Below are 22681 nucleotides of genomic sequence, written 5' to 3' on the forward strand. Positions count from 1 at the left end.
TTACATGGAGCCGTGCGCTCCATGACCCCTCACCCCGCGGCGCGGAACCAAATAGGATGGTTTCGCGCCGTTTGATTTTGGAGGGGAACCATCATGCTGAAGACAGCCATAGCTGCCGCCATGTTCACCACGCTATCCGGAGCGGTGCAGGCGCAGGACCGAGGCATGGAAGTCGGTACGCTTGACTGCGCCATAGGCGGCGGCACCGGCTTCATCTTCGGCTCAAGCAAGGATCTGAGCTGCACCTTTAACCCCGCCGACAAAAGCTTCGCGCCGGAAGCCTATTTCGGCGCTGTCAACAAATACGGCCTCGACATCGGCACGACGAAGCAGACGGTCATGCAGTGGATCGTGCTGACGCCGCTGAAGAACATCTATGCGCCGGGTGCGCTGGCCGGCGACTACATCGGCGCCAGCGCGGAGGTGACGGCCGCCGTCGGCGCCGGCGCCAATCTGCTGGTCGGCGGCTCCTCTCAGGCCTTCACCTTGCAGCCGCTCAGCTTGCAGACGCAGACCGGCATGAACCTCGCGATCGGCGTCAGCCAATTCCAGCTGCGCAGCACCGAGAACTGATCGCGCAACGAACCCGCAACCGGAAAGGCTGCCGCGCGAACGATCTTCAAAAAAACCGCTTGAGCTCAACCCCGGTTGAGGTTTTACAAGCCTGCCCCGAACGCCACAACGCCTCGATCCGGCGCTGTCGATTCGCATGGTCCTGCCGGAAACCCGTACTGGCTTCTGGCGTGCTGCGCTGGCGTCGAGATATGCAAGACAGGGGTGGAAATGACCGAGATCAGCACGAACAGGGTCGACTGGCGCTTATTGTGGGCAAGCGGCGACCTGGCGCGCTTCTGCTTCATCAGCCTCGGCATCCTGCTGCACGCCACCAACGAGACGATGGTGGCAACGGTGATGCCGGCCATGGTCGGCGAACTGGCGGGCGTACAGCTCGTCGGCTGGTCGCTGGCGATCTACGAACTCGGCGCCATCGTTGCCGGCGCAGCCGCCGGACGACTGGTGAGTTATGTCCCCTTGCGCACCAACATGGTGGTCGCCGCGCTGCTCTACGCAGCAGGCGCGCTGATATGCGCCACCTCGCCTTCCATGCCACTGTTCCTCGCCGGCCGCCTGATCGAAGGACTTGGCGGCGGTGCGCTGGTGTCGCTGGCCTTCGTCTCGGTCGAACGACTGTTCTCGCGCGCCATCTGGCCGCAGCTTTTCGGCATCATGTCGGCGATCTGGGGCGTCGCCGCCTTCAGCGGACCATTGCTCGGCGCGATCATGACCGAGCTGTTGTCATGGCGCTGGGCCTTCGGCATCTTTACTCTCGGCGGCACTGCCATGGCGCTGGCAAGCTTCATCGTGCTCGACACGCCGCAGGCGACGAAACCCAAGACGAGCACGGGCAAGGCGCCGCCCTTCCCGTTCGCGGCCCTTGGCTGCCTTGCCGTCGCCGTGGTGTTGATTGCCTCGGCCGGCGTCGACATCGCCTTGCTGCGCTCTTCGCTGCTGATGGCCTTCGGCCTGATAGGCCTGGTGCTGTTCTTCACCATCGACGCGCTGAAGCCGCGTTCGCGGCTGTTTCCGGCGCGGCTGTTCTCGTGGCGCACGCCGGTCGGCGCCGGCATGACCATGGTTGCCGCCTTTTCGGTGGCGACCTGTTCCTTCGGCGTCTACGGGCCGCTGTTGCTGACCAGTCTTCACGACATTCCGCTGCTGACCACCGGCTACATCATCGCCGCCGAATCGATCGCCTGGTCGATCCTGTCGATCCTGGTCGCCAACGCGCCGCCGCAGCGCGAGCGGCTGATCATCGTCGGCGGCGCGGTGATGATCGCGGCCGGCATCGCAGGCTTTGCGTATGCGATACCGCTGGGCTCCATTCCGCTGATCCTGATCTGCGCCCTGCTGCAAGGCGGCGGCTTCGGCGTGGCCTGGCCCTTCCTCACGCGCGTCATCGTGGCCTCCGCGCCGGAGGGCGAGCAGACCATCGCCTCGGCGGCGGTGCCGACCATGCAGCGCATCGGCTATGCCGTGGGCGCCGCACTCGCCGGCATCGTCGCCAACGCCAGCGGCTTTTCGCAAGGTCTGAACCACGACGCGGCGGCGAATGTCGCGTCGTGGTTGTTTCTTGCCTTCGTGCCGCTCGGCATTGTCGGCTGCCTCGCGGCCTTGCGGGTTTCCAGACCGCTTGGCCAGCCACGGGAAGCTATCGGCTAAAACCTGGCCTGCTCACTCGACCTCGCGCAGGCGGTAGCCGACGCCGGTCTCGGTGGTGATGTAGCGCGGCTGGTCGGGGCTCTTCTCGATCTTCTGCCTGAGCTGCCGCACATAGACCCTGAGATACTGCACGTCGGTCGAGTCGCCCCAGACCTGCTTCAACAGGAAATGATGGGTCAGCACCTTGCCGGCGTGCTGCACCAGCATGCGCAGGATGTCGTATTCCTTCGGCGAGAGCTTTACCTCCTTGCCCTCGACCTTGACGATGCGCTTGACCAGATCGACGCTGAGATCGCCGGTCTGGAAAATCGGCTTCTCGCCCTGCTGCTGGAACTTGTGGCGGAGCGCCACGCGAATGCGCGCCACCAGCTCATTCATGCCGAAAGGCTTGGTGACATAGTCGTCGGCGCCGAGTTCCAGGGCCTGGACGATGCCGGCCTCGTCGGTCCGGCTGGACAGGATGACCACTGGAATGTCGAGACCATCGTCGCGCCATTTGCGCAGCAGTTCATGGCCGCTCATGCCGGGCAGCCCAAGGTCGAGCAGGACGAGGTCCGGCTTCTCCGCCTCCATCAGCTCGATCGCCACCTTCGCGTTCGGCGCCTCGCTGACCGCATAACCTTGGCTGCCGAGCCCGACGCGCAGCAGCTTGCGGATCGGCGGCTCGTCATCGACGACCAATATTCTGACGTTCGAGTTTGTCATGCCAGGTCACCCACATCGTGGTCGTCGGTATTCGAAGCGTCGAAATTGGGCGGATTTGCCGGCCTGGGCATTTTGATGGTGAACACCGCGCCCGAACCGTCGGTCCGGTTTGCCGCCATGATCGTGCCACCCATCGCTTCGACGAAGCCGCGGCAGATCGACAGGCCGAGCCCCGTACCGGCGCGGATCTGGTCGCCCTTGCGCACTCGATAGAACGTGTCGAAAATCCGTTCCAGATCGCCGGGAGGAATGCCTGGCCCTTCATCCATGATTTGCAGCAGGACGGAGCCATTGTCGGTCCAACCCTGCATGCGAATCGTCGAGCCTGCCGGGGCATATTTCGCCGCATTGTCGAGAAGATTGAACAACGCTTGCTCGAACAGCACCGGGTCGACCTTCAACATCGGCAAATCCTTGGGGATGTCGGTCTCGATCTTGTGCTCGCCAATGATTTTCCTGGCCCTTTGCAAGGCGGAGCCGACGATGTCGCCGACATAGTGAAAGGCGTAGTTCGACTCCATCGCGCCGGACTCGATCTTGGTCATGTCGAGCAGATTGGCGATGAAGCGGTTCAACCGCTCGGATTCGTCCAGCACCGTCGACAGCAGTTCGGCCCGGTCCGGTTCGGGAAGCGCGACTGAAAAATCCCGCAGCGTGCCAGCCGCGCCCATGATGGCAGCGAGCGGCGTTTTCAGATCATGGGAAATGGAGGTGAGCAGCGCCGAGCGCAGCCTGTCCGCCTCGGCCGCGAGCTTGGCACGGTCGACGTCGGCAACCAATTGAATACGTTCGATGGCGACCGCCGCCTGGTCGGCCAGTGCGTCAAGCAGCCGCTGCTGCTCGGGCGTCAGCAGCGGACCCTGCTTGTCGTTGTCCAGGCCGACGACCCCGATGGCCGTGCGCCCCGTCCGCAAGGGCAAATAGAGGCGCTTGGCGCCTGGAAGCGTGTCGGCGCCGCGACCCGCGGCACGATTGTGCTCCCAGGCCCAGCGGGCGGCGGCGATGTCGGCTTCGGCCAGCGTGTCGTCGGGCGGATAGCCGGCCTTGACGGTGATGGTCCCGTCTTCCGGCAAAAGCAGCACCACCCGCAGCTTCAGCATCGAGGCGATCTGGAAGGCCGTGGCCCAAAGGACGTCGTCGAGCGTGCCGGCGCCGGCGAGCTTCTTTGAAAAGAGGTAGATGTCTTCCGTGGCCCGCGCCCGCGAGCGGGCGGCGACCGCCTGGCGCTGCACGCGCGCCGTCAGATTGCTGGCGATGACCGCAACGACGAGAAAGACGCCAAGCGCGACGATGCTCTCCGGATCCCGGATCGTCAGCGTATAACGAGGCTCCAGGAAGAAATAATTGAAAGCAAGGGCGCTGGCGAAACAAGCGTACAGAGCCGGCCACAGACCGCCGGTTACCGCCGATGCCAGTACGCCGATGAGAAGAATGATCGCCAGGTTGCGAACGTCGAGAAACTGGTCGAGAACGACGGCGAAGGCGAGCGAACCGATGACAAAGGCCGTGGCCTTGAGATAGGGCCAGATCTCGAACTGCCACTGCTCGTCCGCCGCCTTGACACTCCTCGACGTCACCTCGGCGTTGCGTTCGGTTCCTGAAATGACATGGACGCTGATGTCACCGGCGTTGCGGATGAGATCGTAGGTGAGCGAGCCTTCGATCAATTCCCGCCAGCGCGACCGGGTCGGCCTGCCGACCACGATATGGGTGAAATTGTTCGCCGTCGCATGGCGAACAATGTCCTGCGCGATGTTCTGACCGGGAATGGTGGTCACCTCGGCGCCGAGCTGTTCGGCAAGCCGCAGGTTCGTAGCGAGCCGATCCTTGTCCGCTTCGGGCATGCTGGCCGAGCGAGGGCTGTCGACATGCAGCGCCGTCCACGGGGCACGGAGCCGGTCGGCCAACCTGCGCGCGTAGCGAATACGCGCCGCCCCGCCCGGACGCGCGTCGACGCAGACGAGTACCCTTTCCCCCGCAGCCCACGGTCCAGGAATGGCGTGGGCCTGCATATGGATCAGCAACTGGTCGTCGACGCGCTGCGCGGTGCGGCGCAGCGCCAGCTCCCTGAGCGCCGTCAGATTGCCCGGCGAGAAATAGTTCTCGATCGCGCGCTGCGCGGTGTTGGGGAAATAGACCTTGCCTTCCTCGAGCCGCTTGATCAGGTCGTCGGGAGTGAGATCGATGATCTCGACATCGTCGGCCTGGTCGATGATGGAATCGGGAACCGTCTCGCGAACCCTGACCTTGGTGATCTGGGCGACAACGTCGTTCAGGCTTTCGACATGCTGGATGTTGAGCGTCGTGTAGACGTCGATGCCGTGCGTCAGGATTTCCTGGACGTCGAGATAGCGCTTGGGATGGCGGCTGCCGGGCGCATTGGTGTGGGCGAGTTCGTCGACAAGAACCAGCGCCGGGCGCCGGGCGAGGATGGCGTCGATGTCCATCTCGTCGAGGATGCGCCCCTTGTAGTCGACCTTGCGGCGGGCAATGACCTCATAACCCTCGACCAGGGCCAGTGTCTCCTTGCGCCCATGCGTCTCGACGACACCGATCACCACATCCACGCCGTCGGTCAGCCTGGCGCGGCCCGACATCAGCATCTCATAGGTCTTGCCTACGCCGGGAGCGGCACCCAGGAATATCCGCAGCCGGCCGCGACCTTCCCGCTCGGCATGGTCAAGCAGTGCGTCGGGAGAAGGTCTGGCGTCGTTGTTTCTGTCGTCCGGCATCGGGACCGATCATGGATGGCGCCGGAGATACTGTCGATCCCCAGCCCGCACCATTCACTGTTTCGCGGCGTCCAGCGCAAGGTTGAGACCGAGCACATTGACCACCGGTTCGCCCATGAAGCCGAGTTCCCTGCCCTCGACCTGACTGTCGACAAGCGCCTTGACCTTGGCTTCATCGATCCCCCTGGCCTTGGCCACCCTGGCGACCTGGAAGTAGGCTGCTTTGGGACTGATATCGGGATCGAGGCCACTGCCGGACGTCGTCACCAGGTCCATCGGGACGGGCTGGTTCGGATTCTCCGCCTTCAGTCTTTCCGCATCGCCCTTGATGCGGTCGATCAGCTTGGGATTGGTCGGGCCGAGATTGCTGCCGCTCGAAGCGGCGGCGTTGTAGCCGTCGCCGGCGGCCGAGGGGCGGCCATGGAAATACTTGTCGCTGGCAAAGCCCTGGCCGATCAGTTCGGAGCCGATAACCTTGCCATCCTTCTCGATCAGGCTGCCATTGGCCTGGCGCGGGAAGATCGCCTGGGCGATGCCGGTCATGCCGATCGGATAGATCAGGCCGGTCAGGACCGTGAAGAAGACGATCATGATGATCGCGGGTCTTAGCTGGGTGAGCATGGAGATGTTCCTCAAAGCAATTCCAGGAAAAGTGTGAAGCGGTTTTCCGTCCGGAATTGCGTTAAAACAAAGAGTTAAGCGAGGCCAAGCGCGGTGACGATCATGTCGATCGCCTTGATGCCGACGAACGGCACGATGAGGCCGCCGAGGCCGTAGACGAGAAGATTGCGGCTGAGCAGCGCGCCGGCGCCAATGGCGCGGTATTTGACGCCCTTCAGCGACAGCGGGATCAGCGCGATGATGATCAGCGCGTTGAAGATGATGGCCGACAGGATGGCGCTTTGCGGCGTCGCCAGATGCATGACGTTGAGTGCCTGCAGCGGGCCGGTCGTCTGTCCCGGTGCGACGTAGAAGACGGCGAACATCGCCGGAATGATGGCGAAATACTTGGCCACATCGTTGGCGATCGAGAAGGTTGTCAGCGAACCCCGCGTCATCAAGAGCGCCTTGCCGATCTCGACGATCTCGATGAGCTTGGTCGGATCGCTGTCGAGATCGATCATGTTGCCGGCCTCGCGGGCGGCAACCGTGCCGGTGTTCATGGCGACGCCGACATCGGCTTGTGCAAGGGCGGGTGCATCGTTGGTGCCGTCGCCGCACATGGCCACCAGCTTGCCCTTGGCCTGTTCGTCGCGGATCAGCTTCAGCTTGTCCTCCGGTGTGGCCTGAGCGAGGAAGTCGTCGACGCCGGCTTCCGCGGCGATCGCCGCCGCCGTCATCGGATTGTCACCGGTGATCATCACCGTGCGGATGCCCATGCGGCGCAGTTCGGTGAAACGCTCCCTGATGCCGCCCTTGACGATGTCCTTGAGGTGGACGACGCCGAGCAGGCGCCCGTCGCGTTCGACCGCCAGCGGCGTGCCGCCGGACTTGGCGATCTCGTCGGCGATGGACTGGAGATCGCGGATGGATTCGCTGCTTGGGCGCGTGCCATGGGCGGCGGCTGCCGACTGGTTGACATGGGCAAGCACGGAATCGACGGCGCCCTTGCGCACCGATGAACCATCGATGTCGACGCCGCTCATACGGGTCTGCGCTGTGAAGGGCACGAAAGTGGCGTGCAGCGTTGCCATGTCGCGGGCGCGGATGGCGTATTTCTCCTTGGCCAGCACGACGATGGAGCGGCCTTCCGGCGTCTCGTCGGCGAGCGAGGCAAGCTGGGCCGCGTCGGCCAGTTCCTGTTCGGTGACGCCCTTGACCGGGCGAAACTGCGTCGCCTGGCGGTTGCCTAGTGTGATCGTGCCGGTCTTGTCGAGCAGCAGCGTGTCGACGTCGCCTGCGGCTTCCACGGCGCGGCCCGACATGGCCAGCACGTTGAATCGCACCAGACGGTCCATACCGGCGATGCCGATGGCCGAAAGCAGCGCGCCGATCGTGGTCGGGATCAAGGTGACGAACAGCGCCACCAGAACGGTCACCGAGATATAGCCGCCCGAGTAGGAGGCAAAACTCGGGATCGTCGCGGTGGCCAGCACGAAGATCAGCGTCATGCCGACGAGCAGGATGTTGAGCGCGATCTCGTTCGGCGTCTTCTGGCGCTCGGCACCTTCGACCAGTGAGATCATGCGGTCGAGGAAGGTATGGCCGGAGGCGGCGGTGATGCGGACGCGGACCCAGTCGGACAGCACCTGGGTGCCACCGGTGACCGCCGAACGGTCGCCACCGGATTCGCGAATGACCGGCGCGGATTCGCCCGTGATCGCAGCCTCGTTGACCGAAGCAACGCCTTCGATCACTTCGCCGTCGGACGGGATGATGTCGCCGGCCTCGACCAGCACGGCATCGCCGACCTTGAGGCTGGTGCCGGGCACGAGTTTGTATTTGGTGCGGTCTTCACCGGTCAAAAGCTTGGCCTGGGTCTCGGTGCGTGCCTTGCGCAGCGAATCCGCCTGCGCCTTGCCGCGGCCTTCTGCGACCGCTTCGGCGAAGTTGGCGAACAGCACGGTAAACCAAAGCCAGATGATGATCTGCAGCGTGAAGCCGAGATTGCCGCCTCCGGTGACCAGGTCCTTGACGAACAGCACCGTGGTGAGCGCCGAGACGACGGCAACGACGAACATCACCGGGTTCCTGGCCAGCGTGCGCGGATCGAGCTTGCGGAAGGCGCCGCCAATGGCGGGAACCAAGATGCGGGCATCCATGATGCTGGCTGATTTCGAGTTGCTCATTTTGAAGCTCCGGCTTCGGTGTTGTTGGACGGCACCCGATGATTGGATGCCGAAAGGAAATGCGGCGGCCTGTAGGCCAGCAGCCAGAGGACGAGCATGACTGCCGCAAGGCCGAGAAACGTCGACAGGGTCGGGAAAGGAGGAGGTCTCTCCTCCTTTCCGTGATCGTCCCTGTGGCCGACCTTGCGGCGCATGGCATTGAACCAGGACATGACGGTCTCAGAAGGTCTGCCCGTGAGCCATCGCCAGGTGCTCGATGATCGGCCCGACGGCGAGCGCCGGGAAGAAGGTGAGGCCACCGACGATCAGGATGACGCCGACCAGCAGCCCGACGAACAGCGGGCCATCGGTCGGGAAGGTGCCGGCGGAAGCCGGAACCGTTTTCTTCGCCACCAGCGAGCCGGCAATGGCCAGCGCCGGAATGATGACCAGGAAGCGGCCCATCAGCATGCCGATGCCGATCGTGATGTTGTACCAGGGCGTGTTGCCGCTGAGGCCGCCAAAGGCCGAACCGTTGTTGGCCGCCGCCGAAGTGTAGGCATACAGAACCTCGGAGAAGCCGTGCGGGCCGGCATTGCCCATCGACGCCACGCCGGTCGGCAGCACGACGGCGATGGCCGTGAAGATCAGCATCGCCAGCGGCAGGCATAGTATGGCCAACATAGCCATCTTGACCTCCTTGGCCTCGATCTTCTTGCCGAGATATTCGGGCGTGCGGCCGACCATCAGGCCGGCAATGAAGACGGCAACGACGATGTACATCAGGATGCCGTAGAGACCCGCGCCGACACCGCCGACGATGACTTCGCCAAGCTGCATGTTGATGATCGGGATCATGCCGCCGAGCGCGGTGAACGAGCCGTGCATGGCGTTCACCGCGCCGCAGGAAGCGGCCGTGGTGATGACGGCAAACAGCGCCGACAGGGCGGTGCCGAAACGCGTCTCCTTGCCCTCCATGTTGCCGCCGTCGATGCCCAGCGCATGCACCAGCGGGTTGCCGGCGGCTTCCGCCCAATAGCAGATGGCGACACCGGCGATGAACATGACGCCCATGGCCGAGAGGATCGCCCAGCCCTGGCGCTGGTTGCCGATCATGCGGCCGAAGACATTGGTCAAGGCGGCGCCGATGGCGAAGATCGACACCATCTGGATCAGGTTGGAGATCGCGTCGGGGTTCTCGAACGGGTGCGCGGCATTGGCGTTGAAGAAACCACCGCCATTGGTGCCGAGCATCTTGATGGCCACCTGCGAAGCGACCGGGCCGACGGCGATGGTCTGTTGCGCGCCTTCCAGCGTCGTGGCGTTGACGTAGGCGCCGAGCGTCTGCGGCATGCCGAGCCAGACATAGACCAGCGTCAGCACGATGCAGAACGGCAGAAGCAGATAGAGTGTGGAGCGGGTCATATCGACCCAGAAATTGCCGATCGACTTGCCGGAGGCCCGTGCAAAGCCGCGGATCAGCGCGATGGCGATGGCAATGCCGGTGGCCGCCGAAACGAAGTTCTGCACCGTCAGCCCGGCCATCTGCACGAGATAGGACATCGTGCTCTCGCCACCATAGTTCTGCCAGTTGGTGTTGGTCATGAAGCTGGCGGCGGTGTCGAAGGCCAGCCCTGGTTCAACCGCTGTCATGCCGGCAGGATTGTAAGGCAGGCTGCCCTGCAGACGCTGCAGGGCATAAAGCGCCAGGAAGCCGGCGAGGTTGAAGAGCAGCAGGGCGACCGCGTAGGTGGTCCAGTGCTGTTCCTCGCGTTCGCTGGTTCCGCAGATACGATAAAGCCCGCGCTCAAGCGGGCGAAGGACCGGCGAAAGCAGCGTGCGGTCGCCGTTGAAGACGCGGTGCATGTAGCCGCCGAGCGGCTTCACCAGCAATATGACGATCCCGCAATAGACCAGGATCTGTATCCAACCGTTCAGTGTCATGGCTGTGGGCTTTCCGTGCCTTCAGAAGCGTTCTGGACGAACGAGGGCGTATGTCAGGTAGGCGAGCAGGAACAGCGTAACGCCGCCACCGAGAATATAGTCGATGATCATTTTTTCAGCCTCGCTCTAGAGCGCGTCACAAGCTTTGATGTAGGCGAAACAAAAGGCGAAGAACAAAATTCCGATCCCGATAACGGCTATATCCATTGTGTTTATTCCTTTTGTTCTTTTGCACTTTGCGAATTTGACAGGAGAGTTCGCAATATATCGGAAGTGGCCCGTCGCATCTTTGGCGACGGAACCGGTTGTGTTTTCTGAAAGGAATATGGACCCGATCGCCATAAAGGTTCGAGACAGGGCGCAGTGGAAAGAAATAGGAATGTCATAAAGATTTTTGCGCGGGCTCTTCCCAACACTCCACCCAGGCATTGTCGCCCAAGGCACACGGCCAACCACAGGATTGCGATTTCCTTGCGAGCTGCCGGAAACGGGAAAGCCCGGCTGGGGGCCAGCCGGGCTTTCTATGGTGGTATGGCTTCAGCCGCCACGGGGAACATCAATCTTCAGGCGGCGTAGCCGCCATAACCACGCGCAACGGCGTGCACGCCCGCCACCGGCTCGAGGTCCGGCCACAGGATGCCCGCGGCTTGCGCGAATTCGAGCAACGCCCGGCGCGCCTGCTCGACGCTCACATAACCTGGAACGGCCAGATCACATGCCTTCACCGCATTTCGGTAGAGCGGGCCGCGGCGGGAGGTGGTCCAATTGGTGAGGAAATCGTGCATTTCGGCCAGCGAGGCAATCTCGCGCTTGAAGCCGAGGCCGACCGACAGTGCGACCGGTGAATGAAACAGCTTGTCGTGCATGAAGCGGGCTCCTGGTTTTTTCGCGCGCTTGGAGAGATATCCGGGCGGGTCCGCGAACGGGACGCCGTGAAACGCGCGGAGCGGCAGGAGGTTCCAGACTTAGGTCTTGGCGGTTTTTTGTGCCTGGTCGGCGAAATCATCAATTTTACAGCGCAACTGTCGGGTGCCGGACGCTCAATGGCTCCGCGACCCACTTGGCGACGGCAGGCTTTCCGGAATCCCGAAGGAGCCATCGAGATCGCTTGCCGCCTTGAGGCTTACGCCTTCTTCACGAACTCCGTCTTGAGCACCAGGCCTTTCACTTGCTTGGTGTTGCATTCGATCTCGCCGGGATTGCCGTTCAGCCGGATGGCCTTCACCAACGTGCCGCGCTTGATCGTCTCCGAAGTGCCTTTGACTTTGAGGTCTTTGATCAGCGTGACGGAATCGCCGTCATTCAATTGAGCGCCATTGCTGTCGCGCACGAGTACATCGTTCGGCATGCCATCTCCTGTGATTTGGATCCCACTACCAGATCAGGTGAGAATCCCAAAACCGATGACGACCGCCGACAACCTGCTCGATCTCCGCCACCATGCGTGAATCCATCGCCTGCCGCATCTCGGCTTCCGGTCTGCGCCATCTAGCGGATTGGTATTTCGATAGCTACGCCGGCTCGTCGTCCGGATGGCCAAGCTCGCAGAACCACCCGCCCAGATACTTCACCGATGGCGCCTTGGGATCCGGAATCTGCGTCTTCGCCTCGACCGCTGCGCGGAACGGCTCGGCACTATCCTGCGGAGAAAACCCCAGATGGTTGGCGCCGCTGTTGTCGACCGTTTTCACCTTGTTGTCGGAAAGGCCGAAGGAGATCGTATGGCCGACGCGCGGCGCGGTGAGAGCTGCCTCGACCAGACGCACACAGTCGGCGAAGGAGAGGTATGACCATAGCATGCGACGGTCCGCCGGTTCGGGGAAGGATGAAAAGATGCGCAGGCACGCCGTCTCGATGCCGAACTTGTCCCAGTAAAGCCGGCTCAGGCTCTCGACGAAGTTCTTCGACACGCCATAGAGGCTGTCGGGACGGACCGGCACGTCGACGCCGATATGCGCCTCGACCTCGTGATAGCCGACGGCATGTACGGAGGAGGCATAGATGACTCGTTTCACGCCGTGTTTCCGGGCGCCCTCGTAGATGTGATAGGAGCCGCGGATGCTGGAGTCCAGGATGGTTTGCCATTCGCATTCGAGTGGTGCGCCGCCGAAATGCACGATCGCGTCGCAATCCTTGGTGGCGGCAATCGTCGCCTCCATATCGGCGAGGTCGAAGACCGCTTCTTCCTCGTGTGGAGCAAGATCGCCGAACGGTTCGCGGCCTGCCAGGCGGATCGTTTTTGCCAGCGGCACCAGCCCCTTTCGCAGTTCCGAACCGAGGCGGCCGGCCGCGCCGGTGATCAGGATGCGTTCGTAATGCGGCATGATCTACTCCACTTGCGCGACGGCGGCGTTGATGCGCGCGATCGCTTCGGTCAGCACCTCTTCGCCGGTCGCGGTCGAGATGCGGAAATAGGGTGAAAGTCCATAGGCGGCGCCCGGCACCGAGGCCACGCGCCCTTCGTTCAGGAGATAATTCGCCACTGCCGTGTCGTCCTCGAGCACGACGCCTTTTGGGGTCCTGCGGCCGATCAGGCTGGCGCAGCCAATATAGGCATAGAAGGCGCCTTCCGGTGGCGAAAGCGTAAGACCGTTGATTCGCCTGATGCCGTCGACGACAAGGTCGCGGCGCGCCTCGAACGCCTGCCGAAAGCGTGCCACCTCGTCCTGAGGGCCGTTGAGCGCGGCCACCGTCGCCGCTTGCGCGATCGAGCAGACGGACGTGCAGGACTGGCTCTGGATGGTCGCCATCGCCCTGGTGAGCGGCGCCGGCCCGGCGGCATAGCCGACACGCCACCCGGTCATCGCATAGGATTTGGAGACGCCGTTGACGATCAGGGTGCGGTCCCTGAGTTCCGGGCAAGCCTTGCCGAAGGAGACGAAGTCGCGTCTGTCGAACAGGATGTGCTCGTAAATCTCGTCGGAAAGCACCAGCACCTGCGGATGCCTTGCCAAAACCGCTCCGAGTGCCCGCAGGTCCGATTGCGAATATATGGCGCCGGAGGGGTTGCCGGGCATGTTGAGGAACAGCCATTTCGTCCTTGGCGTGATGGCTTTTTCGAGCAACTCCGGCGTCAGCCGGAAGCCCGAAGTTTCCGGGCACTCGATAACGACAGGCGTGCCGCCGAGCAGCTTCACCATCTCGGGATAGGAAACGAAGTAGGGCGCCGGCAGGATCGCTTCGTCACCAGACTCCAGCGTCGCCATCAGCGCGTTGAAGATGATCTGCTTGGCGCCATTGGCCACGACGACGTCGTCCGCCGTGTAGTCCAGTCCGTTTTCGCGGCGGAACTTGCCGGCCACGGCTTCGCGCACCTCGGCCGTGCCGGCGGCACCCGTGTATAGCGTCTGGCCGGCCTTCGCGGCAAAATGCGCCGCTTCGATGATGTGGCTCGGTGTCGGGAAATCCGGCTCGCCCAAGCCAAGATCGATCACGTCGACGCCCTTGGCGCGCAGGGCCTTGGCTGCTTGCGAAGCAGCCATGGACGCCGAAGGCTTCACCGCAGACAGGCGCGAGGCAATGTAGCTCATTTGCCGTTCTCCGAAATGTATTCCTTGGAGCGGTCGTTCGCCCGCGCCTCGGTGCTGCGCTTGGACGGATCGCCATAGCCGCCACCGCCCGGCAATTGGAGGATCAGCCGACGGCCGGCCGGAACATGCTGCCAGCCTTTGGGCCGCATCTGCGTGCCATCGTCCAGCCTGACCACGCCGGCCACTCCAGGCCCGCCGCCGTTGCGCCCGTGGGCGGGATGATTGACGCGGTCGAACATGGCCGAAAAGTCGAATTCATGGCCCTCGATCGCCTCGATTTCGATAACCTGCCCGAGCCCGCCGCGGAACTCGCCGTCGCCGCCGGAATCGGGCCGCAGCTCCTTGCGCCAGATGACGATCGGGCCGGTGTGCTCCGTTGCCTCGATCGGCATCGTATGGACGCCGGAGGGGAAGGCCGTCGCCGACAATCCGTCGAGACCGGGGCGCGCGCCCATGCCGCCGGAATTGAACATCAGCACCTCGGCGCGGCGGCCCGAACCGCCGGAGACCGGCCGAACCGAGATATGGATGTTCCACAGTGCGCCGGCGCCCTCGGCAAGGATCTTGCCGGGCATCGCCTTGGCAATCGCGCCGAGCACCAGATCGGGAACCATGTGGCCGAAGATGTGCCTGAGCGCCACCGGCGCCGGCCGCACGGCGTTCAGGATGTTGACCGGAGACGACACGGTGAAGAAGGCGAGCGACGCGGCATTGTTAGGAATATCGGGCGCCACCACGCATTTCAACGCGTAGCAGGCATAGGCCTTGCTGTAGATGATCGGGCAGTTGATGCCCCATCGGCTCATCGGGTCGGTACCGGTGAAATCGACCTCGATGCCGGCGTCCCGAACCGTGACGGTCGCCGCGAGCTTCACCGGCTTGTCGTAGCCGTCGGTCACCAGCGCGTTCGACCAGCTGCCTTTGGGCATCGCCTTGATGCGTTCGACCATGGCGTCGCGGGTGCGCGAGAAGATGAACTCGCCAAGCCCGTCCAGCGATGCCAGGCCGATCTCCTTCATCATGTCGATGAGGCGTCGGTGGCCGACTTCGTTGCAGGCGGCGAGTGAATAGAAATCGCCGACGACCTGGTTCGGCTCGCGGACGTTGGCGCGCAGGATCCTGACGAGATCGAAATTGACCTTGCCCTTCTCCGCGAACTTCATGATCGGGATCTGGATGCCTTCCTCGTAGACCGACTTGCCGTCAGCGCCGAAGCCGCGCCCACCGACATCGACCACATGCGCCGTGCAGGCGAAGAACGCAACCAATTCGCCGTTCAGGAACGACGGCGACACCATGGTGATGTCGTGCAGGTGGCCCGTGCCCAACCAGGGGTCATTGGTGACGTAGGTGTCGCCCTCGAACATGGTTTCGCGCGGGATTTCATTCATGAAATGCAGCACCGCCTCGGCCATGGTGTTGACATGGCCGGGCGTTCCCGTCACCGCCTGTGCCAGCATCTGGCCGCGGGGATCGAACACGCCCGCCGACAGGTCGCCGGATTCGCGCACCGATGTCGAGAAAGCCGTGCGCAGCAAGGTGAGGGCCTGCTCCTCGACCACCGAGATCAACCGGTTCCACATAACCTGCATGCGGATTTCACTGATGTCGCTCATGCCTGGCTGCCTTTGCGGATCAGAAGGATTGCGCCGTCGCTCTGGATGACGGCGTCGAAGCTCGTGGTGACGACGGTGGACGTCTCGCGTTCGACGATGATGACCGGGCCCGCCACCCGATCGCCGGTGCACAGCCCCTCCCGTTCGACGATGCCATAGGTCCGTGGCGCACCGCTGGCCGGATCGAACACCGCGCGGCTTGTTGCCGGCTGAGTGGTCCGCTTGCCGGTGATCAGCTCGTGCCTGGCGACAGCAGGCCGGACATCCGTCGCCTTCACGGACCAGGTGACGATCTCGATTTCCAGGCCGGCAAGTCCTTCGATGGCGCGGCCGAAGAAGCGTTGGTAATTCGCCTGGAACAAATCCTCGAGCGTGGTTGCGGCATCGTTGCCGAACGGCACGTCCGGCAGCGGCACGGGGATTTCCCAGCCCTGGCCGGCGTAGCGCATGAAGGCGGTGATTTCGCATGTGATCGTACCGTTGGCCCCTGCCCGCACGAAGCTTTCGGCTGACACTTTGAGGTCGTCGAGCAAAGCATTGGCCTCGGCCGGCTTGAACTGCGACAGCCGCGTCAGCCGGGATGCCAGGGCTTCGTAGCCGAACGGAGCCTTGAGGAAGCCGATCGCCGATCCGACGCCCGCGCCCTTGGGGACGATGCACTGGTCGATGCCGAGTTTCTCGCAAAGCCTTGCGGCGTGAAGCGGGGCCGCGCCACCGAAGGCGATCATCACGTTGTCGGAAATGTTTTTGCCGTTTTCGACGGCATGGACGCGGGCGGCATTGGCCATGTTTTCGTCCACCACCTCGCAGATGCCGAAGGCCGTCGCCATGGCATCGAGCGACAGGCGTTCGCCGACATCGCGCAGGATCGCCTGTTCGGATGCGGACGTGTCCAGCCTGATGGCGCCGCCGGCGAAATTGTCGGGATCGAGCTTGCCGAGCACCAGGTCGGCATCTGTGATGGCCGGGCGCCTGCCGCCGCGGCCGTAGCAGGCCGGGCCAGGTTCCGATCCGGCACTTTCGGGACCGGTCTGGATGCGGCCCATGGCGTCGACCCAGGCGATCGAGCCGCCGCCGGCGCCGATCTCGATCATCTCGATCACGGGAATGGAGATCGGCATGCCGGAACCTTTGCAGAAGCGATAGGTACGCGCCACTTCGAAGGTTCTGGCGGTGCGTGGCGCATAATCCTCGATCAGGCAGATCTTTGCAGTGGTGCCGCCCATGTCATAGGAGACGACCTTTTCCAGGCCGAATCGCCTGGCGATGTCGGCGGCGAAGATGGCGCCGCCGGCCGGGCCGGACTCGACGAGGCGCACGGGAAATTCCGAGGCCGTCTCCACCGAGATCAGACCGCCGCCCGAATGGATCATGAAGACCGGGCACTCGGCGCCCATCTCCTTCAAGCGGGTCTGGAAACGCGCGAGATAGTCCGCCATCTGCGGCCGCACATAGGCGTTGGCGCAGACCGTGTTGAAGCGTTCGAACTCGCGCATCTGCGGCGAGACTTCGGCGCTGATCGAAATCGGGATGGTAAGCTTGCGGGACAGGATAGCGCGTGCCCGGCGCTCATGATCAGGGTTGGTGTAGGCGTGGATGAAGCCGATCGCCACGGAGCCGAAGCCGCCGGCCCCGATCCGGTCGGCAATGCCTTCCAGGGCGGCTTCGTCGAGCGGCTGAAGCTCCTGGCCTTCCGCGCCGATCCGGCCCTTTACCGTGAAACGGTGCTCGCGCGGGATTAGCGGCGCCGGCAGCTGCAGGTCGAGGTCATACTGCTCGAAGCGGTTTTCCGTACGCATCTCGATGACATCGCGGAACCCTTCGGTGGTGACCAGCGCGGTCCTGGCGCCACGGCGTTCGATGAGCGCATTCGTCGCCAGCGTCGTGCCGTGGATGATGATGCCGATCTCGGCAAGCGCGATACCGGCATCGCGCGTGACGACGGCAATGCCGTCCAGGATCGCCTGCTCGGGCGCCGCATAATTGGTCAACACCTTGGTGGAGAAGATCGTTCCCCTGAGGTCGAGCGCGACGTCGGTGAACGTGCCGCCGATGTCCGCGCCGAGACGGATGTCGTCTTTGGAGGTCATGCCTTGGCCTTCTGGGAAGCGAGCGCGGCGTCACGCATCTGGGAAAGGGTCTGTCGGGGCGTCAGCGCTTCGGGAGATATGGCGATGTCGAGGACCGCTCCCGTCACGGATCCGAGCGCCCGATCGAACGCCGCCGCGAAATCGCGCGTCGCCTCGATCCGCTCGGCATGGAAGCCATAGGCCTTTGCCAGTGTCACGAAATCAGGGTTTTCGAGCGACGTGCCCGAAACGCGCGCCGGATAGTGGCGCTCCTGATGGGCGCGGATCGTGCCGTAGATGCCGTTGTTGAGGATCAGCACGATCGGCTGCGCGCCAGCCTGCATGGCGGTTCCGAGTTCCTGGCAATTCATCTGGAAGTCGCCGTCGCCGGCAAAGCAGACGACCGTGCGTTCTGGAAACGCAACCTTGGCGGCAATTGCCGCCGGCAGGCCGTAGCCCATGGCGCCAGACTGCGGGGCGAGCAGCCGTGCGTCCGGCCCGAACTTGAAGAACTTGTTCGGCCAGACGGTGAAATTGCCGGCGCCGTTGGTGAGAATGACGTCGGGAGGCAGGTTTTCGCGCAGCCAGGCGCTGACCTCCACCATGTCCACCGGGCCGGGCTGGACGGGCGCGCCGAATGTCCCTTCATAGGCTTTGCGGGCCGTCGCGCGCCAGTCCGCGCAGCCGCCTTTGACGGGCGTCAACGCCCGGGCGAAAGCGTTCGGCCCGGCATGGATACCGATGGCCGGCACATAGATCTTGCCGATCTCGCGATCGGAGCCATGGGCATGGATCAGTTTCTGGCGCGGCAACGGCACGGACAGCAGCGTATAGCCGTCCGTGGTCATCTCGCCGAAACGCACATTGACGGCCAGGATCACGTCGGCGTCGCGGAGCAGGGCTTTGACATGCGCCACCATGCCGACGCCGGCCTCGCCGACAAAGACCGGCGAATGGTTGTCGAACTGGTCCTGATAGCGAAAGGCCGCCACGACAGGGATGTCGGAAACCTCTGCGAAAGCCTGTAGCGCCGCGCGTCCGTCCACGGTCCAGTTGGCGCCGCCCATGAGCAGGACCGGCCTCTCGGCCTTGGCCAGCAGCCTGAAGGCCGAAGCGATCGCTTCCGGCGCCGGCGCCGGCTCGAAAATGGCCACCGGTGCGCTGAGCGGAGCCGCTTCGGTCATGGTGGTCAGCATGTCCTCGGGCAGCGCGACCACGACGGGACCAGGTCGTCCGGTCAATGCGGTCGTCCATGCCCGCGCCACAATCTCGGGCAGGCGCGCGACATCGTCGATCTCGACCGCCCATTTGGCGACCGTGCCGAACACCGCCCGGTAGTCGATTTCCTGAAAGGCTTCGCGGCCCTTCATGTCGGTGCCGACCTGGCCGACGAACAGGATCATCGGCGAACTGTCCTGCATGGCCGTGTGAACGCCGATGCTGGCGTTGGTGGCGCCTGGGCCGCGCGTCACGAAACAGATGCCTGGCGAGCCGGTAAGCTTGCCGTAGGCCGAGGCCATGAACGCCGCGCCGCCTTCATTGCGGCAAAGCGTGTAGTCCAGCTTTCCCTGCGTGTCGTGCAGCGCGTCCAGGACGGCCAGATAACTTTCTCCGGGCACGCCGAAGCTCCTGGTCGCGCCAAGCCCGATCAGGCACTCGACGAGAAGGCGGCCGCCATTGCGGATCATGCTTCGACATCCTCACTTTGGCGGCAGGTCGATCGAGCCTGCCTTCGGTTCATAGGTGCACGCAGGCGGTTCGGGGCGAAATCAAGAAATGCCGTCTATTCGAAAGTTTTTCTTTGCCGAGCAGCGTGCACCAGCACGCCCGGATTCATCGTTCCCCGTGGATCGAATGCATCCTTGAGCCGCGCCATGAGTTCGCGCTCCAACGGACTGCGGTTTCGGTCGGCCATGGCGACCTTGGCGCGGCCAAGTCCATGCTCGGCCGCGAAACTGCCGCCCATTTCCGTGGCGAGCGACGATAGCGCCTCGGCGAACCGCCCGGCCTTGCCGTCAAAATCGGCGCGGCCTTCCGGCGGCGACAGATTGTAGTGGATGTTGCCGTCGCCGAGATGCCCGAACGGGTTTATCCGCACGCCGGGAAGAATGTCGTCGCAGATCTCTGCGCCGGCCTCGACGAAACGGGCGATAGCGCCCGGAGGCACCGAGATGTCGTGCTTCAGCTGCTCGCCTTCCAGCCTCTGTCCTTCCGGCTGCTCCTCTCGCAGCCGCCAGAATTGTGCGCGATGCGCGCCCGTCGCCGCCAATGCTCCGTCCAGCACCAGGCCTTGCTCCATCCCCCACTCCAGCGCCGAAGCCAGTATCTCGTCGAGTGGAACGCGGGGGACGGCCGATGCCAGTTCGACCAGCACATAGACCTCGCCGCGTGCCTCCAACTGGTAGGCTAGGTCGGGCAGGTGTTTGAGGGCCAGTCCCAGCCCGATGTCGGAGAAGAACTCGAGGCCGGTCAGGAATTCCCCCGCCTCGCCCCGCAGAAAGGTGCCGAACGAAACCGCGGCAGCGAAATCGGGCATGACGACAAGCGCGCTCGCCTGCCGCTGCGGCATCGGGTAGAGCCGCAGGATCGCCCGCGTCACGATGCCAAGCGTTCCTTCCGCGCCGCAATAGAGCTTGCGCAACTGGTAGCCGGCATTGTCCTTCTGCACCGCGCGCAGCCCGTTCCATATCGCCCCGTCAGGGGTCACGACCTCCAGGCCAAGCACGAGGTCTTGCATCATGCCATACCGGAATGCCTGGCTGCCGCCGGCATTGGTGCCGACCAGGCCGCCGATCCTGGCGCTGCCTTCCGCGCCGAGATGCATCGGAAACATCAGGCCGTGCGGTTCCAGCGCCTCGTGCAGCGCGGCAAGCACGGCCCCCGCCTCGATGAGGATCGAGCCGCTGTCCAAGTCCGGTTTGCCGATCGCCGTCATGCGCGAAAGCGAAACGATCACCGCATCCGGCCGATCGGCGACGGCGCCGCCGCAAAGCCCGGTGTTGCCGCCTTGCGGCACGACCGCCAGTCCGGCCGCATGGCATGCCTTTACGACACTGGCCACTTCGGAGGTGTCCGCAGGCCTGGCTACGCCCAGAGCCGCGACGCCGTAGCGATCGAGCGAATCGCGCTGATAGGGCCTGGCATCGCTGCCCGAAAGCCAGCCTTTCGGTCCGAGCATCTCGCGCAAGACGGTGACGGGATCAGTCACGGACATGGCTGCGGCCTGACGCGGGATCGTTGCATCGATCAGTGACCAAGCACTTGCGACAGGAACTGCCGCGTGCGCTCGTTGCGGGAAAAGGTGAAGAATTCATCGGGAGGCGCCTGTTCGACGATCTCGCCTCCATCCATGAAAATTACCCGGTCGGCAACCCGGCGCGCAAAACCCATCTCATGCGTGACGCAGATCATTGTCATGCCTTCGGAGGCGAGCGTGACTATGACGTCGAGCACTTCCGCGATCATTTCCGGGTCGAGCGCAGAGGTCGGCTCATCGAACAGCATGATCTCGGGCTGCATGCAAAGGGCACGCGCTATCGCGACCCGCTGTTGCTGGCCGCCGGACAACTGACCGGGATACTTCATCGCCTGTTCAGGAATGCGTACCTTCTCCAGATAGCGCCGGGCGGTCGCCTCGGCATCCGCGCGCGGCACCTTGCGCACGATCATGGGCGCGAGCATGCAGTTCTCCAGCACCGTCATGTGTGGAAACAGGTTGAAGTGCTGGAACACCATGCCGACTTCCCGCCTGATCCCGTCGATGTTGCCGACATCGTCGTTGAGCTCGGTGCCGAGCACGGTGATCCGGCCGCCATTGTGCTGCTCCAGACGGTTGATGCAGCGGATCATGGTGGACTTGCCGGAGCCGGACGGGCCGCAGACGACGATCCTCTCGCCGCGATCCACGGACAAGCTCACCTTTCGCAGCGCCTGGAATGTCCCGTAATATTTGTCGAGATTTTCGATCAGCACCGCGGGGCCGCTGGATCGGTTTCCTGAAATCACGTAAACGCCCCCTATCGTTCGCCGACCGACATACGGCGCTCGAGAAAAGCGCCATAGCGGGACAGGCTGAACACGAAGATGAAGTAGATGAAGGCGATGAAGGCATAGACCTCGACATAGGCGAAGCGCCACTCGCCGGTGCCGTAGGCGGCATTGCCGGAGGCCAGGATCTCGAAGAAGCCGACGATGATCACCAGCGAGGTTTCCTTGAACGAGATCACGAACTGGTTGATCGTCGCCGGCAGCGCATTGCGCATGGCCTGCGGTAGAAGAATGCGGCCGACGCGCTGCCAGTAGCGCATGCCAAGCGCCTTGGCTGCCTCTTCTTGCCCACTGGGAACGCCCTGCATCCCACCTCTGACGATCTCCGCCTGGTAGGCGGAAAAAAACAGGGCCGAGCCCAGGATCACCCGGTACAGCTTGTCGCCCACCAGCCATTGCGGCAGTGCGAACGGCAGCACGATGGCGAAGGTGAACAGGATCGAGATCAGAGGCAATGAACGCACCCCGTCGATGATGAGGCCGGTGGTGCGGGAAATCCATGGCAGGCCGGAGCGGCGCAGCAGCGCCAGGCAGATTGCCAGCGGGAAGCCGATCAGGCAGGTGGTCACGAAGATGAACAGGGTCAGCGCCAGTCCGCCCCAGGCCTCCTCGCCGACATAGGGCAGACCAAGCACGCCGCCCTTCATCAGCACGTAGAAAAGCGCCGTTCCGGCTCCCCATACGAGTGCGATGCGGCGACCCGTCCAGAAGGCCGGAATGCAACTTAGCACCGTCATGACCACGACGGTCAGGCAAGCCAGGGCCGACCGCCACTGCTCGTCATAGGGATAGAGGCCGAACAGGATGATGCGCCATCGCGCGGCAATGACCGACCAGCAGGCTCCCGCCGCCGCCTGACAGGCTTCGGGTCCGCCGCTCGTCGTGAAGACGGCCGAGAAAACCGCCCAATTCAGGAGCTTCCAGACCAGGAAGACCATGATCGCCAGGGAAGCCAGCGACAGCAATGCCTGCAGGGGTGTCGCAAAGAAGCGCCGCCTCAGATCCTCGATCTTTCCAAGGGCAGGAGGGGCGACAACGACCATTTCCATC

At 63.7% G+C, this 22681-nt stretch carries 19 protein-coding genes; 2 read left to right on the forward strand and 17 right to left on the reverse strand.

Features of this window, described 5'->3' with window-relative positions; all coding sequences use genetic code 11:
• Positions 1-93: 93 nt before the first annotated feature.
• Entirely contained in the window at positions 94-573 is a 480-nt protein-coding gene (locus NKI69_RS18285) for a DUF992 domain-containing protein (protein ID WP_023810132.1), read from the forward strand.
• Positions 574-783: 210 nt separating this feature from the next.
• Positions 784-2220, forward strand: a complete 1437-nt coding sequence (locus NKI69_RS18290) for an MFS transporter (protein WP_023810133.1) — start codon at positions 784-786, stop codon at positions 2218-2220.
• Positions 2221-2232: 12 nt separating this feature from the next.
• Here NKI69_RS18290 and NKI69_RS18295 read toward each other — a convergent pair whose 3' ends face one another.
• From NKI69_RS18295 to NKI69_RS18375, 17 genes are all read right to left on the reverse strand, one after another.
• A complete protein-coding gene (locus tag NKI69_RS18295; RefSeq protein WP_023810134.1) occupies positions 2233-2925 on the reverse strand; it encodes a response regulator transcription factor in 693 nt (230 codons plus the stop codon).
• The gene (locus tag NKI69_RS18300) at positions 2922-5657 is read right to left on the reverse strand and encodes a DUF4118 domain-containing protein (protein WP_023810135.1); all 2736 of its coding nucleotides are present in this window, start codon (positions 5655-5657) and stop codon (positions 2922-2924) included. Before NKI69_RS18300 ends, NKI69_RS18295 begins: the two co-directional genes overlap by 4 nt.
• A 54-nt stretch (positions 5658-5711) precedes the next feature.
• Positions 5712-6278: a potassium-transporting ATPase subunit KdpC gene (kdpC, locus tag NKI69_RS18305; protein WP_023810136.1), complete on the reverse strand. Its 567-nt coding sequence runs from the start codon at positions 6276-6278 to the stop codon at positions 5712-5714.
• A 74-nt stretch (positions 6279-6352) separates the two neighbouring features.
• The gene (kdpB, locus tag NKI69_RS18310) at positions 6353-8446 is read right to left on the reverse strand and encodes a potassium-transporting ATPase subunit KdpB (protein ID WP_128303165.1); all 2094 of its coding nucleotides are present in this window, start codon (positions 8444-8446) and stop codon (positions 6353-6355) included.
• Positions 8443-8640: a hypothetical protein gene (locus NKI69_RS18315; RefSeq protein WP_352722284.1), complete on the reverse strand. Its 198-nt coding sequence runs from the start codon at positions 8638-8640 to the stop codon at positions 8443-8445. Before NKI69_RS18315 ends, kdpB begins: the two co-directional genes overlap by 4 nt.
• A 25-nt stretch (positions 8641-8665) precedes the next feature.
• Complete coding sequence (gene kdpA / locus NKI69_RS18320) at positions 8666-10369, reverse strand: potassium-transporting ATPase subunit KdpA (RefSeq protein WP_023810139.1); 1704 nt, start codon at positions 10367-10369, stop codon at positions 8666-8668.
• Between the two features lie 21 nt (positions 10370-10390).
• A complete protein-coding gene (locus tag NKI69_RS18325) occupies positions 10391-10480 on the reverse strand; it encodes a K(+)-transporting ATPase subunit F (RefSeq protein WP_023810140.1) in 90 nt (29 codons plus the stop codon).
• A gap of 452 nt (positions 10481-10932) precedes the next feature.
• Positions 10933-11235 carry a DUF982 domain-containing protein gene (locus tag NKI69_RS18330; protein ID WP_023810142.1) on the reverse strand — a complete coding sequence of 101 codons (303 nt, stop codon included), beginning with the start codon at positions 11233-11235 and terminating at the stop codon, positions 10933-10935.
• 257 nt (positions 11236-11492) lie between these two features.
• Positions 11493-11717 carry an alkylphosphonate utilization protein gene (locus NKI69_RS18335; RefSeq protein WP_023810143.1) on the reverse strand — a complete coding sequence of 75 codons (225 nt, stop codon included), beginning with the start codon at positions 11715-11717 and terminating at the stop codon, positions 11493-11495.
• 163 nt (positions 11718-11880) lie between these two features.
• Positions 11881-12693, reverse strand: a complete 813-nt coding sequence (locus NKI69_RS18340) for an NAD-dependent epimerase/dehydratase family protein (RefSeq protein WP_023810144.1) — start codon at positions 12691-12693, stop codon at positions 11881-11883.
• 3 nt (positions 12694-12696) lie between these two features.
• Positions 12697-13899: a pyridoxal phosphate-dependent aminotransferase gene (locus NKI69_RS18345; RefSeq protein WP_023810145.1), complete on the reverse strand. Its 1203-nt coding sequence runs from the start codon at positions 13897-13899 to the stop codon at positions 12697-12699.
• Positions 13896-15515, reverse strand: coding sequence for a hydantoinase B/oxoprolinase family protein (locus tag NKI69_RS18350; RefSeq protein ID WP_023810146.1), 1620 nt, complete (start codon positions 15513-15515; stop codon positions 13896-13898). The genes NKI69_RS18345 and NKI69_RS18350 overlap by 4 nt, the downstream gene beginning before the upstream one ends.
• The gene (locus NKI69_RS18355) at positions 15512-17605 is read right to left on the reverse strand and encodes a hydantoinase/oxoprolinase family protein (protein WP_023810147.1); all 2094 of its coding nucleotides are present in this window, start codon (positions 17603-17605) and stop codon (positions 15512-15514) included. Before NKI69_RS18355 ends, NKI69_RS18350 begins: the two co-directional genes overlap by 4 nt.
• A complete protein-coding gene (locus NKI69_RS18360; RefSeq protein ID WP_352722289.1) occupies positions 17602-19272 on the reverse strand; it encodes a thiamine pyrophosphate-binding protein in 1671 nt (556 codons plus the stop codon). Before NKI69_RS18360 ends, NKI69_RS18355 begins: the two co-directional genes overlap by 4 nt.
• A 95-nt stretch (positions 19273-19367) precedes the next feature.
• On the reverse strand, positions 19368-20798 hold the full coding sequence (locus NKI69_RS18365; RefSeq protein WP_245273150.1) for an FAD-binding oxidoreductase: 1431 nt from the start codon (positions 20796-20798) through the stop codon (positions 19368-19370).
• A gap of 32 nt (positions 20799-20830) precedes the next feature.
• Positions 20831-21589: an amino acid ABC transporter ATP-binding protein gene (locus NKI69_RS18370; RefSeq protein ID WP_031212843.1), complete on the reverse strand. Its 759-nt coding sequence runs from the start codon at positions 21587-21589 to the stop codon at positions 20831-20833.
• A gap of 11 nt (positions 21590-21600) precedes the next feature.
• Complete coding sequence (locus NKI69_RS18375; protein WP_023810151.1) at positions 21601-22680, reverse strand: amino acid ABC transporter permease; 1080 nt, start codon at positions 22678-22680, stop codon at positions 21601-21603.
• Position 22681: the final 1 nt, after the last annotated feature.

The organism is Mesorhizobium sp. M0491 (genome assembly GCF_040321265.1).
GTDB lineage: Bacteria > Pseudomonadota > Alphaproteobacteria > Rhizobiales > Rhizobiaceae > Mesorhizobium.

Bases quoted from the DNA above. Each gene is read 5' to 3' on its own strand.
- kdpB (WP_128303165.1), bottom strand. From the start codon at position 8,446: ATGAGCAACTCGAAATCAGCCAGCATCATGGATGCCCGCATCTTGGTT.
- NKI69_RS18335 (WP_023810143.1), bottom strand. From the start codon at position 11,717: ATGCCGAACGATGTACTCGTGCGCGACAGCAATGGCGCTCAATTGAAT.
- NKI69_RS18345 (WP_023810145.1), bottom strand. From the start codon at position 13,899: ATGAGCTACATTGCCTCGCGCCTGTCTGCGGTGAAGCCTTCGGCGTCC.
- NKI69_RS18365 (WP_245273150.1), bottom strand. From the start codon at position 20,798: ATGTCCGTGACTGATCCCGTCACCGTCTTGCGCGAGATGCTCGGACCG.
- NKI69_RS18315 (WP_352722284.1), bottom strand. From the start codon at position 8,640: ATGCGCCGCAAGGTCGGCCACAGGGACGATCACGGAAAGGAGGAGAGA.
- NKI69_RS18350 (WP_023810146.1), bottom strand. From the start codon at position 15,515: ATGAGCGACATCAGTGAAATCCGCATGCAGGTTATGTGGAACCGGTTG.
- NKI69_RS18300 (WP_023810135.1), bottom strand. From the start codon at position 5,657: ATGCCGGACGACAGAAACAACGACGCCAGACCTTCTCCCGACGCACTG.
- NKI69_RS18375 (WP_023810151.1), bottom strand. From the start codon at position 22,680: ATGGAAATGGTCGTTGTCGCCCCTCCTGCCCTTGGAAAGATCGAGGAT.
- kdpA (WP_023810139.1), bottom strand. From the start codon at position 10,369: ATGACACTGAACGGTTGGATACAGATCCTGGTCTATTGCGGGATCGTC.
- kdpC (WP_023810136.1), bottom strand. From the start codon at position 6,278: ATGCTCACCCAGCTAAGACCCGCGATCATCATGATCGTCTTCTTCACG.
- NKI69_RS18355 (WP_023810147.1), bottom strand. From the start codon at position 17,605: ATGACCTCCAAAGACGACATCCGTCTCGGCGCGGACATCGGCGGCACG.
- NKI69_RS18330 (WP_023810142.1), bottom strand. From the start codon at position 11,235: ATGCACGACAAGCTGTTTCATTCACCGGTCGCACTGTCGGTCGGCCTC.
- NKI69_RS18290 (WP_023810133.1), top strand. From the start codon at position 784: ATGACCGAGATCAGCACGAACAGGGTCGACTGGCGCTTATTGTGGGCA.
- NKI69_RS18360 (WP_352722289.1), bottom strand. From the start codon at position 19,272: ATGATCCGCAATGGCGGCCGCCTTCTCGTCGAGTGCCTGATCGGGCTT.
- NKI69_RS18325 (WP_023810140.1), bottom strand. From the start codon at position 10,480: ATGATCATCGACTATATTCTCGGTGGCGGCGTTACGCTGTTCCTGCTC.
- NKI69_RS18285 (WP_023810132.1), top strand. From the start codon at position 94: ATGCTGAAGACAGCCATAGCTGCCGCCATGTTCACCACGCTATCCGGA.
- NKI69_RS18295 (WP_023810134.1), bottom strand. From the start codon at position 2,925: ATGACAAACTCGAACGTCAGAATATTGGTCGTCGATGACGAGCCGCCG.
- NKI69_RS18340 (WP_023810144.1), bottom strand. From the start codon at position 12,693: ATGCCGCATTACGAACGCATCCTGATCACCGGCGCGGCCGGCCGCCTC.